Here is a 17,985-nt window from a genome sequence, read left to right on the forward strand (position 1 = left end):
ATCGAACATGAAATGCCTGTCAAGCGATTAATGCATTTCAAAGACACATACGCCCGGCGTATCGCATCGGGCGAAACATTATTGAAATACGATGCTAGCAACGGCGCCATTGGTGTCGGCGCGCGGACGCATGGATACGTCCCAACCATAGAGTTCGCATAGGCGGCGCACAATCGCCAGGCCAAGACCCGCACCGCTGCCGCCCGCGCCTTCGCCGCGCACGCCACGCTGGAATAGGCGCTCGGCATCTTCCGGCTTGATGCCGGGGCCGGTGTCGATGATGTCGATGCGATCCTTTTCCACCTTCACCGTCACCGTGCCTTCGAGCGTGTACTTGATGGCATTACCGATCAGGTTGGTGAGCGCTACTGACAGCACGGACGCGGGTGCGTTGACGCTCAGCGGCCCGTGCACGATGAGCTCAACCTCTAGCGGCTTGTCGCGCATCTGCGGACGCTGGCTTTCGATGACGTCCGACGCGACCTTGGCGACATCGGTGGTTTCGCCGCGCGTAGGGCCGCGGCGCTCCGCACGCGACAGCAGCAGCAATGCCTCGATCATCTCGGTGGCCTGGCGCGAAGCGCGCTCGATGCGCTTGAGGCGCTCACGCAGCTTGTCGGTGAGATCGGGCGAGCCTTGCAGCAATTCCGTGGTGCTGGCGATCACTGCCAGCGGCGTGCGCAATTCATGGCTTACATCGGAGTTGAACTCCCGATCGCGCTCGACCATGGCGGTGAGGCGGGTGGAGTATTCGTCCAGCGCCAGTGCCAGCTCGCCGACTTCGTCGTCGGCGAAATGCGGTGCCAGCGGTTCGGCCTTGCCATTCTTGCGGAAGTGACGCAGGCGCTCCGCCAGTTGCGTCACCGGCTTGAGCACCTTGCGTGACAGCCAGAGGCCAAGTGCAAGCGACAGCAGGCCGAACAGGAAGACTGCACCGACAACGGCGAGCAGCAGTTGCTGCTTGCCCAGGTCATCCCGCGAGACGTCGTAGCGCAGGAAGCCGATGACGCCGTCCTTGCGTCGCACCGCCAGCTTGTAGTGATGGGTCTTGCCGTCGTCGCCTGCCTCGAAAACATCGTGCACACCCGTGTCCAGGTTCTGCCAGGACAACGGCATCTTGTAGAGCGTGCGCTCGCTCTTGACCCACGCCTCCATCATGCGCGAGTGCGGCGGCTCATCGGGATGGTTGATAGCTTGATCGACCGACTGGTCGATGTCCTGCTGCAGGGACGAGGATATGAGCTGATCTTCTACCCTCGAACGAATATCCAACGAGGCTACGGCGAACAACGCGCTGAGGCCGAAACCGAACAGCGCGAAGCTCAGGACCAGACGAAAACGAAGCTTACGCCTGGACCGCATCCGGCTCGACCATGCGATATCCGATACCGTGCCGCGTATGGATCAGCGGCTTGTCAAAAGGTTTGTCGATCGCCGCACGCAAGCCATGGATGTGCACGCGCAGGCTGTCGCTGTCGGGCAATTCCTCACCCCATACGCGCTGCTCCAGATCCTGTCGTGTGACGACCGAGGGGCTGGCTTCCATCAGAGCCTGCAGCAACTTCAGGCCGATCGGGTTGAGCTGGATCGACTTGCCTTCACGGGAGACGGTCAAGGTGTCCAGGTTGTAGGTGAGATCGGCCACTTTCAGCACGCGGCTCTGCGGACCCTTGCCACGGCGCGCCAGCACTTCCAGACGCGCTGCCAGTTCCTGCAGGGCGAATGGCTTGGTCATGTAGTCGTCGGCGCCAGATTCGAAGCCGGTGAGCTTCTGCTCCAGCGCGTCGCGCGCGGTCAGCATCAGCACCGGAGTCTGCTTGTGCGCCTCGTGACGCAGCTTGCGCGCTACGTCCAGGCCGTCCATGCCGGGCAAAGTGAGATCCAGCACGATCACATCGAAATCGTGAACTACCGCAAGGTGCAGCCCGGTCACGCCGTCACCGGCGAAATCGACCACGTGGCCGCGATCTTCCAGGTAATCACCGATATTGGTAGCGATATCGCTGTTGTCTTCGATCACTAGTACGCGCATACGCCACTCCGTGTCGCCGCCGGCACCCAGCCGGCCATGGCGACAAGCTTAACAAGCTTGCATCGCGGTAGGTGGCGCCGGGCGAACGGCTAGCTGAATGCCGGCAAAGAAAAAGGCCCGGGCACGCGGCGAAGCCGCTGCACCCGGGCCCAAGCTACTGCCCCGATACCGTAATCTGCTGTCACTAGACCTTAGCGGTTGAAGTGCCGAGCAAATTGCAGTGGGGTCTTTATAGGGTGGGCGGAGTTACGGTGGAGTTAACCCGTACTCACTTCGCTGTTAACCGTTCAGCACCCGTACGACGCACGACTACCGCGTCACTTTTTCGCGTGCTGTTCCAGGTGCTTGATGATGTGGGCGGATACGTCCACGCCGGTAGCCGCCTCGATGCCTTCGAGGCCAGGCGAGGCATTCACTTCCAGAATCAGCGGTCCACGTTTGGAACGAAGCAGATCGACACCGGCGATGCCCAGCCCTAGCGCCTTGGCGGCGCGCACGGCGATCTGCTTTTCTTCGGTGCTGAGTACGGCGGCCGACGCGGTGCCGCCGCGATGCAGGTTGGCGCGGAACTCACCCGGGCTGGCATCGCGCTGCATGGCGGCGACCACCTTGCCACCCACCACGAAACAGCGCAGATCGCTGCCGTTGGCTTCGCCGATGAACTCCTGCACCAGGAAGTTGGCGTAGAGACCGCGGAAGGCTTCGATCACGCTCTGCGAGGCGCTGCGCTTTTCGGCCAGCACTACGCCGGTGCCCTGGCTGCCTTCGTTGAGTTTGATCACGTGCGGCGGGTCGCCGAGCATGGCCAGCACGTCTGAGGTGTCGTCCGGGTTGTCGCCAAACACCGTGACCGGCATGTCCAGCCCCTGCGCGGCCAGGATCTGCAAGGCGCGCAGCTTGTCACGCGCGCGCAGCACCGCATCGGACGGATTGGGCGTGTACACCCCCATCATTTCCAGCTGACGCAACACGGCGGTGCCATAAAAGGTGCTGGTGGTGCCGATGCGGGGGATCACCGCGTCGATGTCGCGCAGCGGCTTGCCCTTGTAGCGGATCGCCACATCACCCGGTGCTATGCGCACATAGCAGCGCAACGGATCGAGCACACGGACGACGTGGCCGCGCTCACGCGCCACCTCCACCAACCGCTGGGTGGAATACAACCGAGTGTTGCGGGAAAGAATGGCTATCTTCATGGGGCATCCGTGGCTGCATGCAACGCACGCGGCTGGGTATAGGAGAGTGCCGGGTCCACCGCGAAGCGTCCCAGCAGGGCCGTACGGCCAAGCAGCATGGGAAACAGCATATGGCGGCGGTCGGTCAGATTGATGTCGACGCTGAAACGCTGGCCGGCCAGCGACACCTCGCTGCGGATGAACCAGCGCTGGGTGCGCCGGCCACCAGTATCGGTCACCACGCGGCGATCCAGCGCTGGCGCTTCGCATTGCACACTCAGGTGATGCTTGCGGCCGGTGCTGACGGTGAAACGCAACCAGGTGGCGCCATCGCGCTCGAAGCTTTCCAGTGTGTCCACGTGCAGCGAGCTGCTGCGCGCACCGGTATCGAGCTTGGCCTTGAGCGTGGCGATGCCGAGTTCGGGCAACGCCAAACGTTCCCGCCAACCCAAAGTCATAAGACACGGGGTAATCACATCCGCCATCGTCAGCGCACGCAGGGTTTCGGGGGAAGGAAGAGCTCAGTGGGGAACGGAGCGGAGTTGGAGCGGGTGAAGGGAATCGAACCCTCGTCAGTAGCTTGGGAAGCTACAGCTCTACCATTGAGCTACACCCGCAACGTCGGCGGATGGTAACCCGGGACCTGCGGGGTTTGGAACCATCCCCTGCCGGCGGCAATGCTTTGCCGCCGCTGAGGCGCGACCTAATGCGTGGTGAACCGGACATGGCGGCTGGCTGAATCATGCCGCCGGCGCAGCGGGTCAGCATGCGCTGTACGGAAAATCGCATGCGCATAATCGGGCCGTCAGCGCCCGGCACCCCACGCACGTTTCTCCGGGCGAACCTTGTCAAATGCATCGCGTCCATGGAGCACGTCATGCGTATCTCTTCCCGCACTCTGCGCGCCCTGCCGCTGCTGGCCACTTCGCTGCTGTTCTGCGCGGCCGGCTTGGCGCAGGCACAACAGACCGATAACGGCGCCGGCGACCCGCCTTCGCGTGTTGCACGTCTTTCCTATATGTCCGGCGATCTTGGCCTGCTTCCCGCCGGCGCCAAGGAGTGGAGCGACGCCAGCGTCAATCGCCCGCTGACCACCGGCGACCGTCTTTCCACCGGCCCGGGCGCCCGGGCCGAACTGGAACTGGGCGGCGGCAGCCTGCGCATGGCGGAAGGCAGCGATTTCGGTTTTCTCGATCTCAATGACCAGGTGGCCCAAGTCGAACTGACTCAGGGCTCGCTCAATCTCGCCGTGCGCAATCTGGGCCAGGGGCAGAGTTACGAAATCGACACACCCACCGTGGCCCTGGTGGTCAATCAGCCCGGCACCTTCCGCGTGGACGTCGACCGTGACGGCCGCACCACGGAAGTCACCGCGTTCCGCGGTCACGCCATGGTTTATGGCGAGAACAACGCACAGCGCCAAGTAGATGCCGGTACGCGCTATGAGTTTGCCGACTCCTCTCTCAATAACGTGACGCTCAACGATATCGGTAGCCGCGGCGATGCTTTCGATGACTGGAGCTATCAGCGCGATCAGCGCTACGAGCAGTCACCCAGCCGCCGCTACGTATCGGAAGAAGTGGTGGGTTACCAGGATCTGGACAACAACGGCGACTGGCGCGACGACCCCGACTACGGCGCCGTCTGGTACCCCTCTCACGTCGCGGTCGACTGGGCGCCCTACCGCACCGGCCACTGGGCCTATGTGGCGCCGTGGGGCTGGACCTGGGTGGACGACTCGCCGTGGGGCTTCGCGCCTTACCACTACGGCCGTTGGGCCTATGTGCGCGACGCCTGGGGCTGGGTGCCAGGGCCGATCGCGGTGCGTCCGGTATATGCGCCAGCGCTGGTCGCCTTCGTCGGCGGCAACAACTGGAGCGTGTCGATCGGCATCGGCGGCGGTGCGCCGGTGGGCTGGTTCCCGCTGGGACCGCGCGAGGTCTACAACCCGTGGTACCGCGCCAGCCGCAACTACTACACCAACGTCAACGTCACCAATATCAACGTCCACAACACCTATAACCGCACCACGGTCATCAACAACATCAACAACCAGTACAACTATTTCCGCAACGGGCAACCGCAGCCGCGCATGGCCTATGCGAACCGCGACGCGCCCCGCGGCCTGACTGCGGTATCTGGACAGAATTTCGCTTCGGCGAAGAATGTGCAGCGCAACCTGATGCACGTCGATCCGCACCAGCTGGCTGCGGCGCCGGTGCTGCCGCGAGGCATCGCCATCCGTCCGAATCAGGCCAGCTTTGCACCGCCGCGCAACCCGCAGGCGAGGCCGCTGCCGGCGGCTGGCTTCCAGCGTGAGGTGGTGGCCCGTCGCGCGCCGCCCCCCAGCGCCGCGACGCGCCCGTTGGGCGGACCGGATAATGCACGCCCCAACCGCTTCGAGCGTCCGACGGCCGTTGCCGCACCCACCAACGTGCGCTTGCTCAATACGCAGCCAAATCCCGGACGTCCCGCACTAGGCAACGCTGCACCGGCGCCCGGCAATGTAGCCACGGTGCCAGCACGCCTGCCGCCAGTGGGTAATCGTCAGATGCCCAACACGGCCGCACTGCCGCCCGCCGCCAACGCAGCAGACCTGCGCCGCGCCGAAGACGCCGCCGGCAACCGTCCGAGCATGCGCCCGAACGAACTGCCTTCGGCACGCTTTGCTCACCCGAATGCCAACCAGGACGTAGCCGGGCGCGAAGCCGTGCCGAATCGTGGCGACCGCACTCCGCCGCCACAGAACCAGGCACCGCGACCGGGCGTGAGTTATATCCCCAATGCGCAGGAAAATCGTGCCCGTGCGGCGCAACAGGCCGCCCAGGCCCAGCCGCGGGGCACCCTGCCCGACGTGCCGCATTACAACCACGCACAGGACAATCCGCAGGCCCGCAACCCGCAGTTGGAAAACATTCCCGGGCAGAACATGCCCGACAGGAGCCGGCCCGCTCCCGCCGTGCCGCGCAACGAGCCAGTGCCGCAGCCTCGCGGTCGGGATATGGGCAATGCTGCCCCTATTGAGAACCAGCGCATCGACCGCCCGGCGCCGCGTCCGGCCTATCAGGCTCAGCAGCAGCGCCCCGAACCGCAGCCGCGCGTGGAACAGGCCCCGCAGCGAGTGGAGCCGCCGATGCCGCGCATGCGCGAACCGCAGCCCCAACCCCAACCCCGCGCCTACCAGCCGCCGCCACCGCCGCCGCGTCCACAACCCATGCCGCAGAACAACCCGCAACCTCGCGAGCAGCCGCATAACAACCCACCGCCGAATCGCGATGAACACCGTCCCCACAACAAGGACGAACAACACAACTGAGACCAAGGCCCGGCCCTGCGCCGGGCCTTTTTTCTGCGCGAAACCGGCATTCCCAGCCTTAGCGGCTACAATAGGCGGATGCAAATCACGCTCAATGGCAGCCCACGTGACTGCGCCAACGGAACCACGGTCGCCCAATTGCTGCAGGAAGCCGGTTACGGCGACCGCCGCGTAGCCGTGGAAGTGAACCGCGAGATCGTCCCCCGCAGCATGCACATCGAATGGGTGCTGGCCGAAGGCGACCAGATCGAGATCGTCCACGCCATCGGCGGCGGCTGAACCCAGCCGCGCCCCTCGTCGCCCTGCCCCAAGATCACGCCATGAATACCAAGACTTTCGATACCACCGACCCGTTGATCATCGCCGGCCAGAGCTATGGCTCGCGCCTGCTCACTGGCACCGGCAAATACAAAGATTTCGATGAGACCCGCCGCGCCTCGCAGGCCGCCGGCGCCGAGATCGTCACGGTGGCGATCCGCCGGGTGAATATCGGCCAGGACGCCAGCCAGCCCAACCTGCTCGATGCGCTGCCGCCGGAAGAATTCACCCTGCTGCCCAACACCGCCGGCTGCTACAACGCGGTCGACGCCGTGCGCACCTGCAAGCTGGCGCGCGAACTGTTAGACGGCCACAAACTGGTGAAGCTGGAAGTGCTGGGCGACCAGCGCACGCTGTTCCCCGACGTAGTGGAAACCCTCAAGGCCGCCGAGACCCTGGTCGCCGATGGTTTCGACGTGATGGTCTACACCAGCGACGACCCGATCCTGGCCAAGCGCCTTGAAGAGATCGGCTGCGTAGCGGTGATGCCGCTGGCCGCGCCGATCGGCTCGGGCCTGGGTATCCAGAACCGCTACAACCTGCTCGAGATCATCGAGAACGCCAAGGTGCCGATCATCGTCGACGCTGGCGTGGGCACCGCTTCGGACGCAGCGATCGCGATGGAGCTGGGCTGCGACGGCGTGCTGATGAATACCGCCATCGCTGGCGCCAAGGATCCGGTGCTGATGGCGCATGCGATGAAGCTGGCGATCCAGGCCGGCCGCGCGGCGTTCCGGGCCGGGCGCATTCCGCGCAAGCGCTTTGCCTCGGCATCCAGCCCGATCGACGGCACGATTGGTTGAAGCTCTGCTCTTCCCCCTGCTCGCGACGCGAAGCTAGTCCCGTGGGACAGGGGGAGCCTGGGAGGGGGTAGGCGCTTGCGAAAACCTCTCTCCCAACGCTGTCTCAAGTACTCACCCCTCCCCCCCCTGCTAGCAGGGGGGGAGTTACACGCCTCGAGCTCCCATGACCCACGACGACGCCAGCAAGCCCGAGTACATGCGCCGCATCCGTAGCTTCGTGCTGCGCGAAGGACGCATGACACCCGCGCAACAGCGAGCATTCGACGAGTACTGGGCTCGCTTTGGCATCGACTATGCCGACACGCCACAGGATTACGCCGCGCGCTTTGGCCGCCAGGCGCCGCTGGTGATGGAGATCGGTTTCGGCAATGGCGAGGCGCTGGCCTGGGCCAGTGAGCACGACCAGGCGCGCGACTATCTCGGCATCGAAGTGCATGGCCCCGGCGTCGGCCGCCTGATGAATGCGCTCGCCGCCCGCAACGCGAGCAATGTGCGCCTCTACAAGCACGATGCCGTCGAAGTACTGGAGCATGAGATCGCTCCCGGCACGCTGGCTGAGGCACGCATCTGGTTCCCCGATCCCTGGCACAAGAAACGCCACAACAAGCGCCGCATCATCCAGCCCGAATTCGTCGCCCTGCTCGCTTCGCGCATGGCACCCGATGGCCTGCTGCATCTCGCCACCGACTGGCAACCGTACGCCGAGTACATGCTTGAAGTGATGGAAGCCGCACCGGACTGGCGCAATCAGCTTGGCCCAGGCCAGTACGCCGAGAAGCCGGAGTGGCGCATCGAGACCCACTTCGAGCGTCGCGGGCTGAAGCTGGGGCATGGTGTGTGGGATCTGCTTTACCGCAAGGTATAAGCGCGAGATGCCTCACAGCGTAGGCATCGATTCACCAGCTATCACGTCGCCACGCTTATACTCGCCCCTTAAACAGGGACGAGCCGTCGCAGCGTGAAGCACCCACTGCACAATCGCATCCACCGTGGTCCGCTGGCTCTCAAGGGCGCCAGCTAGTGGGACTCTCGCTCACCCCCGAAATGATCCTGGTACTCGGGCTGGTGGGCTTCACCATGCTGATGCTGGTGCTGGAGTGGATCCGCGCCGACATGGTGGCCTTGCTGGTGGTGGTGGTGATCGGCCTCACCGGGCTGATTCCCTCCGAACGCGTGTTCAACGGCTTCGCCGGTAACGCGGTTATCGCCATCATCGCGATCATGATCATGGGCGCGGGACTGGACCGCGCCGGCGTGCTCGGCCTCACCGCTAATTTCGTGATGCGCATGGCGCGCGGCGTCGAGTCGCGCCTAGGTGTAGTGATCAACCTGGTCACCAGCCTGTTCAGTGCGGTGATTCCCAGCCAGGCGCTGGCTGCGCTGATGATCCCGGTGACCAGCCGCCTGGCCGCGCGCACCGGCGTGCCGATATCGCGGCTGCTGTTGCCGATGGCGTTTTGCATTCTTACCGCGACCAACACCACGCTGATCGCGAACTCGCCGCTGATCGTGCTCAACGACTTGATCGCCAGCGCGAATGCCAACCTGCCGGCAGGCGCGCATACGATCCCGAAGTTCGGCCTCTTCAGCGTGACCCCGGTCGGTCTGGTGCTGGCGCTGACGGGCGTGCTGTTCTTCTACCTCTTCTCGCGCAAGCTGCTGCCGGAGCGCGAGGATGAGCGACTGAAGGTCACGCCGGGCCGCACCGAGAGCTACTTTGCCGAGACCTACGGCATCGTCGGCGAAACCGCTGAGCTGACCGTCACCGCGGAAAGCCCGCTGGTTGGCATGAGCATCGGCGAAGTGGAGCAGTTGTACGGCGCACCGCTGATCCTGGCGATCAAGAGCGGCACCGAATCGCGCATGGCACCGCCGGTGGATCACGTGATCTGGGTCGGCTCCGTGCTCGGCGTGCTGGGTCCGCGCGAACAGCTCAACCAGTTCGCCAACAACCAGCTGTGCAGACTCTCGCCACGCATGCGGCAATTGGGCGAGCTGTTCAATCCGACCCGCGCGGGTATTTCCGAGGCGGTGATTCCACCGAGTTCACGCTTCATCAAGCAGAGCGTGGGCGAGCTGCGACTGCGCAAACGCTATGGCATTTCGGTGCTGGCGGTGAATCGCGGCGATCAGGTATTTCGCGACGACGTGCGTTCGGTCAGCCTGCGCGCAGGCGACACGCTGGTGTTGCACAGTAGTTGGCGCGATCTGGGACTGGCTACGGAAGACAAGGACCTGGTGGTTGTCACCGACATCCCGAAAGAAGAGCAGCGCCCCGGCAAGATCTGGCAGGCCGTCGGCTTCTTCGTACTGGCCAAGTGCCTGGCCCTGTTCACCCACCTCGACCTGTCGGTAGCCATGATGACTGGTGCCATCGGCATGTTGCTTACTGGTGTGCTGAACATGGATGAGGCATACAGAGCGATCAACTGGAAGACCATCTTCGTCACCGCCTGCCTGATTCCACTGGGCTGGTCGATGGACGCCACCGGCACCGCCGCGTGGGTCGCACAGGAAGTACTGCAGCATCTCGGCAGCGCCTCGCCATGGCTGCTGCAGTTGTGCCTGGCGGTGCTGACCCTGTTGTTCTCGCAGGTGATGTCGAACGTCGGTGCGACCGTGATGATGGTGCCCATCGCCATCAGCGTGGCCGTAGCTACCGGCGGCAACCCATCGGCGTACGCGCTGATCGTTGCGGTGTCCTCGTCCAACACCTTCCTGCTCAGCTCGGGCCACCCGGCCTTGATGATGGTGGCTGGCCCCGGCGGCTATCGCGGCAAGGACTTCCTGCGCGTCGGCCTGCCGCTGACCGCCATCGTGCTGGTGATCACCCTGGTGGTGATCAACCTGATGTTCCGCTGACGGCCCGACACGATCAGGCGAGGCGCACTTCACCATCCACGATGGCTACATCCACCGCACGCAGACGATCGCCGCGACACGGTCCGCCCACACACAAACCATCCCCGATCTGGAAGCTCGCGCCATGCGCAGCGCAAATCAGGATGCCGTCCTTCAACAGGAATTTCCCCGGCGCCCAATCCAGCCTGCGCCCGGCGTGCGGACAGATATTGAGATAGGCATGCGCGGCCTCACCCTTGCGGACAAGGATGAGACTTTCCTCGCCCTCGGGCAGGGAGGCGTCTACGGCAATGGCTTCGCCATCGGGAATATCGTCCAGCCGGCAAAGGGGCTGTATCGGGTTCGCTGTATCCATCGGCACTTGTCTCTCCGGCCCGAAAGCCCCATCGTTACGCACGTAAGTCATTGATTTTACCACACGGATTTTTAACACATGCGTTTCGTGCTGCCTTCTCCGCGTCGTTCCCGCCACCCGCTGGTCCGTGCCCTGTCCCTGTTGGTGGGCGTGGCCTTGATAGGCGTACTGCTGGTGTTCGGGCTGGTGGTGGTCAGCGTGCTGTTGGTCGGTGGCGGTTTGCTATTGGCAGTGCGTCAGTGGACGCGCGGCCGTGGCGCGAAGCGTAACGCGGCAGGCACGCACAAGCCGGAAGTATTGGAAGGCGAGTTCGTGGTGCTGCGCCAAACCGGCCCGGCTGCTCACTAAGCGCTGCCCGGAGCGCGCTCGTCCGTTCCTGTTATCAGCCTGACGGCATCCGGCTCGCGGTGCGGTTACATACCAGCACAACATAGCGGATACACCGCCAGGCCGACTTTGGGTTGCCGCCGCCTGCGGTTGTTGCGTCGCGACTCCTGGCTCCGATAGCGCGGCATCCAAAAGACTGATGGAAGGACGCGTACCCGCGTGCTGGGAGCGCGCCGCCTTGATCGCATCTCAAGCCTGTCTTGCAAAGAGCTCACTACTGCCGCGCTTCGCCACGAATTATCTTGGCTAACCGTTAGACTAGTTCGAGCATCCGCGCCGCGATGTCTACTTCCCCGTCCTCGCTCATGACTGACTCGTCCCCTACACCCGCCACCAGCGCGGTGCCAGCCCCCGTCGCCGATTCGCGCGTATTGATTCCGCTCGCGCTGTTTGCGCTGTACATCATCTGGGGCTCGACCTACCTGGGTATCCGCTACGCGCTGGAAAGCTACCCGCCGTTTCTGCTCGCGGGCATGCGCTTCCTCTGCGCCGGCGTGCTGCTGTTCGGCTTCCTGCGACTGCGCGGCGTGGCCAGACCAACACCGCTTCAATGGCGTAACGCGGCGATCACCGGCACTCTCCTGCTCGGCTTCGGTAACGGCCTGGTGTGTTTCGCGGAGCAGAGTGTAAGTTCCGGCATCTCTGCCGTCGCGGTCGCCAGCATGCCGCTGTTCGCCGCCTTATTCTCGGGCATGTACGGGCAATGGCCGAGCCGGCGCGAAAGCATCGGCCTGCTGATTGGCTTCGCCGGCGTCGTCGTACTGAACCTCGGCACCGGACTGTCGGCATCGCGCCTGGGTGCGCTGGCGCTGATCGTGGCGGCCGGCAGTTGGGCCTTCGGCTCGATCTGGAGCAAGCGCCAGGAGATGCCCGCGGGTCCGATGAATACCGCCGCGCAAATGCTTTGCGCCAGCGTCGCCCTGTTGTTGGTGGGCTTTGGCACCGGCGAACACTTCCCGGCGCAACCGACGCTGCGCGCCACGTTGGCAACGGGCTATCTGGTGGTCTTCGGTTCGCTTGTCGCCTTCAGCGCCTACCTTTATGTGCTGAAACATGCACGGCCGGCCGTGGCGACCAGCTATGCCTACGTCAATCCGCCGGTAGCTGTGTTGTTCGGCGTGCTGTTTGCCGGTGAGCATGTCGCACCGTACGATCTGGCCGGCATGGCGGTCATTCTGGTCGGCGTGGGCATCATCACCATGTTCAAGCAGCGGGCAAAGGCGTAGCAGGCTTCTTTAAGCCAGCATTTGGCGCTATCAAGGCACGGACCAAGCTGTTCTTGATCTAAGCAACATACCTGCGACCAAGATCGTATTGCCCACGTTTCCCCATAGGCTGACCATCTGCTCATTTGGGGAGACTGGCTATGCAAACCGCGAAAGAAGGCGCACTGGCACGTGCGGCCCTACGCAGCTCAGCGTGGGCTGAGCGCTGGTTCCCGGATGCCTGGGTGTTCGCTGCCCTGGGTGTCATGGTGGTGGCGGCTGCGGCACTGGGCTTCGGCGCAACACCCACGGTGACGGTCAATGCCTTCGGCGACGGCTTCTGGAGCCTGATCCCCTTCACCATGCAGATGGCTTTCGTGGTGATCGGCGGCTACGTAGTTGCCACCGCACCCGTAGTGGCGCGCTTTATAGACCTGCTGGCGCGGGTGCCGCGCACCGGGCGCGGTGCGATTTGCTACGTGGGTCTGATCAGCATGCTGGCGTCGCTGCTGTCGTGGGGCTTCTCGCTGGTATTCGGCGGATTGCTGGTGCGCTCGCTCGCGCGTCGCGACGACTTGCGCATGGATTATCGCGCTGCCGGCGCGGCGGCCTACCTGGGTCTGGGTGCGGTGTGGGCGATGGGTCTTTCCTCATCGGCCGCGCAGTTGCAGGCCAACCCGAAAAGCATGCCGCCCGGGTTGCTCAATATCACTGGCGTGCTGCCTTTCAGCCAGACGATTTTCTTGTGGCAGTCAGTCGTGCTAACCACCGTACTGATCGCCGTATCGCTTCTGATCTGCTGGTTCACCGCACCCTCGGATGCAAGTGCACGCACGGCGCAGGACTTTGGCGTCACTGAAAGCGCCACACCTCCGCTGCCGCCGCGCACGCGGCCCGGCGAGTGGCTCGAATACAGCCCACTGCTATCAGTACTGATCGGCCTGCTCGGTCTTGGCTGGCTGGGCTACGAGTTCGCCACCAAGCCGGCGGTGACGGCGATCGCCAATCTCAACACCTACAACTTTCTATTCCTCACCGTGGGCTTGTTGCTGCACTGGCGGCCGCGTAGCTTTCTCAACGCCGTGGCACGCGCAGTGCCGAGCACAGCCGGCGTATTGATCCAGTTTCCGTTGTACGGCGGCATCGCCGCACTGCTCACGCATGCACCCGGCTTTGCCGACGAAACGCTGGCCCATCGGCTGTCGGGTCTGTTCGTGCATATCGCTTCGACCGATACCTTCTCACTGGTGATGGGTATCTACTCTGCCGTACTCGGCTTTTTCGTACCCTCTGGCGGCGGCAAGTGGCTGGTGGAGGCGCCCTATGTAATGCAGGCTGCGAACGATCTGCACGTGCATCTCGGCTGGGCAGTACAGGTGTACAACGCCGCCGAGGCGCTGCCGAACCTGATCAATCCGTTCTGGATGCTGCCCCTGCTTGGCGTGCTGGGGTTGAAAGCGCGCGACGTGGTCGGCTTCACCTTCATGCAGCTGGTGGTGCACGTGCCGCTGGTGCTTGGCCTGCTGTGGCTGCTTGGGTTGACGCTGACGTATGTGCCGCCGGTGATGCCTTGATGGCGTGGTTCGCACACAAGGTACGCTCCTATAGGTGGTGTAGGAGCGCACCCTGTGCGCGATAACCAGACACAACCTGCCTAACCACCCGTCGCCGCGCGCAATGCAGCAGCAAGCACTCTCACCGCTTCTCGCGTGCGCGTATCGGTAGCGCGGTTGTAGAGCACCACCTCGGTCATCGGCAGGCGCGGCAAGCCCAGACGATCACCGATATCAACCAGGTTGGGCGGACAAACGCGTCGCGGCAGCGGCGCCACGGCAAGTCCCGCGGAAGCGGCGGCGACCACGGCGGGTAAGCCACCGCCTACGAAAACTTCGGTCCACGGAATATGAGCGTCGTCCAGCGTTTTCAGCGCGCCTGCACGCACCGTGCACGGCGCCGCCAGGGAAGCAATGCGCAGCGGCTCATCCGCCCGCTGCTCCCAATCGGGCACGGCATACCAGGCATACGGCTCCACAAACAGGCGTTCGCCATCGGTGCGTGCGCCATCGCGACATACAAAGGCCGCATCCACTTCACCGCGATCGAAGGCGCTGACCAAACCATAGGAAGGGCCGATGCGCACCTCGATTCGCAGCGAGCGGTCATAAGCGCCCACCTTGGCCAGCAGAAGCGGCAGATCGGTACCCGCCGCTTGATCGCTGATGCCGATGCGCAGACTCATCCGCGTGCCGACATGACCATTCACCGCGCGCTCGTGCGCATCCAGCAATTCGCGCGCCGCGCCGAGAAATTCCGCGCCTTCCGTCGATAGCCGCACGCGCCGCGGCGTGCGCTCGAGCAGACGCCGGCCGAGGCGATCCTCCAGCCGTTTCAGCTTCAGGCTGACCGCGGATTGGGTGGTGTCCAGCGCTTCGGCGGCGCGGGTGAAGCTGTTCAGATCGGCCACCAGCACAAAGGCCTGCACGGCATCCAGATCCAGCGGCCGGGCGAGATAACCATTTTCAACATTCATGACTGAAATATCCGACCATGAGTTTTTCTTATCTTAGGCCGGGACTAGCATCTCCGCCATCACTTTGAACGGGCACCGGCCGAAACGGCCTGGTTGCCGATCACCGGAGAAAACCATGAGCACACATGACGCCGCGGGCGATCCGCGGCGCTGGCTGGCTTTGCCTGTTTTGTTGACCGGCGCTTTCCTGCCGCCGCTGGATTTCTTCATCGTGAACGTGGCGCTGCCGTCCATCCGCACGGCATTGCACACCAGCGCGGCACAACTGCAATTTGTGATTTCCGCCTACTCGGCGATCTATGCGGTGTTCCTGATCACCGGCGGTCGTCTAGGTGATTTGTTCGGTCGCCGGCGCATGTTTCTGCTTGGCATCACAGGGTTCACTCTGGCCTCGCTGCTGTGCGGTCTGGCGTGGTCACCTCAAGCCTTGCTCGCCGGCCGCATGTTGCAGGGCGTGACGGCTGCGGCGCTCGCACCGCAGGTGCTGGCTTCGATCCGCGTCATGTTTCCCTCCGCCGAGCAACCACGCGCACTAGCCCTGTATGCCGCCACCTTTGGCCTGGCCGCCACGCTCGGCCAGCTGCTGGGCGGCGTACTGATCTCGACGCACTGGTGGGGCTTGAGCTGGCAATTAATCTTCCTGGTCAATCTGCCAGTGGGTATCGCGGCGCTGATCGGTGGCGCCTTGCTGTTGCGCGAATCACGTGCCACGCAGGCGATGCGCCTGGATCTCGGCGGCGTCGGCCTGCTTTCGCTCGCGTTGGGTCTGCTGGTGTATCCGTTGGTGGAAGGGCGCGAACAACATTGGCCGGTGTGGACCTACCTGATGCTGGCGGCATCCTTGCTGACGTTTGCCATCTTCTTCCGCTTCGAAGCGCGAGTCGCACGACGTGGCGGCACACCACTGATCGACGTACAGCTGTTTCGCCATGGCGACTTCTCCCTCGGCATCCTCATCACTCTGGGCTTCTACCTGACGTCCGCGTTCTTTCTGACTTACGCGGTGTATATGCAGAGCGGCCTGCAGCGGAACGCGCTGCAAACCGGACTTGCCACCCTGCCCTTCACGCTCGGCTATTTCGTGGGCTCGATGAGCGCCGCACCGCTGATGGACCGGCTGGGTCATCGCGCCCTGCCGCTTTCCTGCGCGGCTCAGGCATGGGGCTTCGGCATCGTAGTGGCCTCAGTAACGCATGCGCTTCCCGATGCTCTGTTGATCCCGGGGCTGGTGATTGCCGGACTGGGTTTCGGCATCGGACTGCCATCCTTGATGAAGGTAGTGATCAGCGGCGTGGATACCCATCATGCGGGCCTCGCCTCCGGCATGGTGATCACCTCGCTGCAGATCAGCGCCGCACTCGGCGTGGCGATCATCGGCGGCGTCTTCTACAGCGCGCTGGGCGAACACACTGGCGTGGACGCCTATGCGCACGCCTTTGCGTTGGGGCTTGGCTGCAACATCGCGGCCCTGGTGCTCAATACGCTGCTATCGCTGGCGCTTGGCCGAGCAAAAACAGAAGCAACCGCATCCATAGCAACAGCACATCAGTGATGCATTGAACGTAGGAGCGCACCCTGTGCGCGATAACCGGACGAAGCGATGTGTTCATCGGTGTGCATCGCGCACAGGGTGCGCTCCTACAAAAAAAAGGGGCCGCTTTGCAGCAGCCCCTTTCTCGATCACAACTCGCGCAATGCCGTGGTCACCGGCAATCGCGCAGCGCGCAGCGCTGGGTATATGCCACCAATAAAGCCGATAGCCAATGCCCACTTAAGACCGACCCAAAGCAGCGCCGGCGTCACCCTGAACTCGAACGTCAGCTGGCCCGTCGTGCCAGCCGCCAGTGTCGACGCGGTATAGCCGTTGAAGATCAACCAGGCTATCGCACCGCCAAGCGCACCACCGATCAGAGCAAGCAGCATGGTCTCCAGCATGACCGCCATAACCACCGGCAGCCCGCGGAAGCCAATCGCCCGCAAGGTGGCGATTTCGCGTGCCCGTGCAGCGATCGCCGCGAACATCGTATTGAGCGCGCCGAACACCGCACCGATGGCCATGATCGCGCCAACCACGATGCCGATGACGGTGATCGCCTTGGAGGTGCCTTCGGACTGTTTGCTGAAGTAGTCCAGCGTGGTCGTTACATCAACCTGCAGACGCGGATCCGACGTCAGCGCTGCCTTGAACTGATCGAAAGCAGCAGGTCCGGTGAGGCGTGCGAACACCGTCGTCACGCTGGAGCCGCGCCGATAGGCTGGGCCGATCACGCCAGCGTCGCCCCACAACTCGGAATCCATGGCGTCGTTGGAAGCGAAGATGCCCGTAACAGTCCACTTCTGGTTGCCCAGCTTGATCTCTTTCCCCGGCTCCAGCCCGGCAAACTGACGCTGCGCGCCCTTGCCGGCGACCAGCTCGTACTTGCCCGGTTCGAACTTGCGCCCGGCGATGATCTTCGCGTTGGGACGAAGCTGCCAGGCCTCGTCGCCGATGCCGCGCAATTGCACGCTACCGAAATCCTCTTCCGGATTGCCGCCCTTCATCGGCAGATTGGCGGCGACGACCAGCTCCGGCGAGGCAATCGGCTTGCCTTTATCGTCCTTGGCGATGCCGGGTGCCTGCGCAATAACTACGGTGTTGTCGTGATCCAGTACGGAGGAGACCTCTGCCGAGGAAGCGCCGCGCATCACGATCGCGGTGTCTTCGGAGCCGGTACGGCGCAGGGTTTCGCGATAGCCCTCGGCCATCGCGAACATCGCCACCAGGACCCCGACCACACCGGCGATGCCGATGACGATGACCGCGGAAGATCCCAGACGCTGCGCCATGGTGCTGACGCCAACGGCGGTGATCGACGCCGTCTGCCGGCCGCGCCGGCTCAGCAACAGCCACAGGGCCAGCGCCACCAGCAACACCAGCAGACCCTGCCAGGGCAGCCAGAGGAACAAAGCCACGCCCGCGACAACGACCAGGAAGGTAAAAAGACCGATCAAAAATTTCATGG

16 protein-coding genes and 1 tRNA gene are annotated in these 17,985 nt (G+C 63.8%); 9 read left to right on the forward strand and 8 right to left on the reverse strand.

What is annotated here, in order from left to right; translation table 11 throughout:
* Window positions 1-78: 78 nt before the first annotated feature.
* The 5 genes from BM338_RS02425 to BM338_RS02445 all read right to left on the reverse strand — a co-directional run bounded on the left by BM338_RS02425 (window position 79) and on the right by BM338_RS02445 (window position 3,824).
* The gene (locus tag BM338_RS02425) at window positions 79-1,362 is read right to left on the reverse strand and encodes a sensor histidine kinase (protein ID WP_090449172.1); all 1,284 of its coding nucleotides are present in this window, start codon (window positions 1,360-1,362) and stop codon (window positions 79-81) included.
* Complete coding sequence (locus BM338_RS02430) at window positions 1,346-2,032, reverse strand: response regulator transcription factor (RefSeq protein ID WP_090449173.1); 687 nt, start codon at window positions 2,030-2,032, stop codon at window positions 1,346-1,348. Before BM338_RS02430 ends, BM338_RS02425 begins: the two co-directional genes overlap by 17 nt.
* Window positions 2,033-2,349: 317 nt before the next feature.
* Window positions 2,350-3,228: a 30S ribosomal protein S6--L-glutamate ligase gene (rimK, locus tag BM338_RS02435; protein ID WP_090449174.1), complete on the reverse strand. Its 879-nt coding sequence runs from the start codon at window positions 3,226-3,228 to the stop codon at window positions 2,350-2,352.
* Window positions 3,225-3,692 (reverse strand): ATP-dependent zinc protease family protein, encoded by a 468-nt coding sequence (locus tag BM338_RS02440; protein WP_090449175.1) that lies wholly within the window; start codon window positions 3,690-3,692, stop codon window positions 3,225-3,227. The genes rimK and BM338_RS02440 overlap by 4 nt, the downstream gene beginning before the upstream one ends.
* A gap of 58 nt (window positions 3,693-3,750) precedes the next feature.
* A tRNA-Gly gene (locus tag BM338_RS02445) sits at window positions 3,751-3,824 on the reverse strand.
* Window positions 3,825-4,084: 260 nt separating this feature from the next.
* Here BM338_RS02445 and BM338_RS02450 point away from each other — a divergent pair.
* The 5 genes from BM338_RS02450 to BM338_RS02470 all read left to right on the forward strand — a co-directional run bounded on the left by BM338_RS02450 (window position 4,085) and on the right by BM338_RS02470 (window position 10,506).
* A complete protein-coding gene (locus tag BM338_RS02450) occupies window positions 4,085-6,523 on the forward strand; it encodes a DUF6600 domain-containing protein (RefSeq protein WP_255367170.1) in 2,439 nt (812 codons plus the stop codon).
* A gap of 78 nt (window positions 6,524-6,601) precedes the next feature.
* Window positions 6,602-6,802 (forward strand): sulfur carrier protein ThiS, encoded by a 201-nt coding sequence (gene thiS / locus BM338_RS02455; protein ID WP_090449177.1) that lies wholly within the window; start codon window positions 6,602-6,604, stop codon window positions 6,800-6,802.
* A gap of 41 nt (window positions 6,803-6,843) precedes the next feature.
* Window positions 6,844-7,644 carry a thiazole synthase gene (locus BM338_RS02460; RefSeq protein WP_090449178.1) on the forward strand — a complete coding sequence of 267 codons (801 nt, stop codon included), beginning with the start codon at window positions 6,844-6,846 and terminating at the stop codon, window positions 7,642-7,644.
* A 163-nt stretch (window positions 7,645-7,807) separates the two neighbouring features.
* Window positions 7,808-8,509 carry a tRNA (guanosine(46)-N7)-methyltransferase TrmB gene (gene trmB, locus BM338_RS02465; protein ID WP_090449179.1) on the forward strand — a complete coding sequence of 234 codons (702 nt, stop codon included), beginning with the start codon at window positions 7,808-7,810 and terminating at the stop codon, window positions 8,507-8,509.
* A 179-nt stretch (window positions 8,510-8,688) separates the two neighbouring features.
* Window positions 8,689-10,506 carry an SLC13 family permease gene (locus BM338_RS02470; protein ID WP_090449180.1) on the forward strand — a complete coding sequence of 606 codons (1,818 nt, stop codon included), beginning with the start codon at window positions 8,689-8,691 and terminating at the stop codon, window positions 10,504-10,506.
* A 13-nt stretch (window positions 10,507-10,519) separates the two neighbouring features.
* Here the strand turns inward: BM338_RS02470 and BM338_RS02475 are convergent, their stop codons facing one another.
* On the reverse strand, window positions 10,520-10,861 hold the full coding sequence (locus tag BM338_RS02475; RefSeq protein ID WP_090449181.1) for a Rieske (2Fe-2S) protein: 342 nt from the start codon (window positions 10,859-10,861) through the stop codon (window positions 10,520-10,522).
* A gap of 78 nt (window positions 10,862-10,939) precedes the next feature.
* Here BM338_RS02475 and BM338_RS02480 point away from each other — a divergent pair, with 78 nt between their 5' ends.
* The 3 genes from BM338_RS02480 (at window position 10,940) to BM338_RS02490 (ending at window position 14,027) form a co-directional block, all read left to right on the forward strand.
* Window positions 10,940-11,209 carry a hypothetical protein gene (locus BM338_RS02480; RefSeq protein ID WP_090449182.1) on the forward strand — a complete coding sequence of 90 codons (270 nt, stop codon included), beginning with the start codon at window positions 10,940-10,942 and terminating at the stop codon, window positions 11,207-11,209.
* A gap of 344 nt (window positions 11,210-11,553) precedes the next feature.
* Window positions 11,554-12,474 (forward strand): drug/metabolite exporter YedA, encoded by a 921-nt coding sequence (yedA, locus tag BM338_RS02485; protein ID WP_090449183.1) that lies wholly within the window; start codon window positions 11,554-11,556, stop codon window positions 12,472-12,474.
* Window positions 12,475-12,614: 140 nt separating this feature from the next.
* Window positions 12,615-14,027 (forward strand): short-chain fatty acid transporter, encoded by a 1,413-nt coding sequence (locus tag BM338_RS02490; protein WP_177229205.1) that lies wholly within the window; start codon window positions 12,615-12,617, stop codon window positions 14,025-14,027.
* 80 nt (window positions 14,028-14,107) lie between these two features.
* Here BM338_RS02490 and BM338_RS02495 read toward each other — a convergent pair whose 3' ends face one another.
* Window positions 14,108-14,983, reverse strand: coding sequence for a LysR family transcriptional regulator (locus BM338_RS02495; protein ID WP_090449184.1), 876 nt, complete (start codon window positions 14,981-14,983; stop codon window positions 14,108-14,110).
* 115 nt (window positions 14,984-15,098) lie between these two features.
* Between BM338_RS02495 and BM338_RS02500 the strand changes: the two genes are divergently transcribed.
* Complete coding sequence (locus tag BM338_RS02500) at window positions 15,099-16,535, forward strand: MFS transporter (RefSeq protein WP_090449185.1); 1,437 nt, start codon at window positions 15,099-15,101, stop codon at window positions 16,533-16,535.
* A gap of 128 nt (window positions 16,536-16,663) precedes the next feature.
* On the opposite strand, the gene BM338_RS02505 is transcribed toward BM338_RS02500, so the two are convergent.
* Window positions 16,664-17,983, reverse strand: a complete 1,320-nt coding sequence (locus BM338_RS02505; protein ID WP_090449186.1) for an ABC transporter permease — start codon at window positions 17,981-17,983, stop codon at window positions 16,664-16,666.
* Between the last annotated feature and the right edge of the window lie 2 nt (window positions 17,984-17,985).

Origin of the sequence: Dyella sp. OK004, assembly GCF_900114495.1 — a bacterium.
Taxonomy (GTDB): Bacteria; Pseudomonadota; Gammaproteobacteria; order Xanthomonadales; family Rhodanobacteraceae; genus Dyella_D.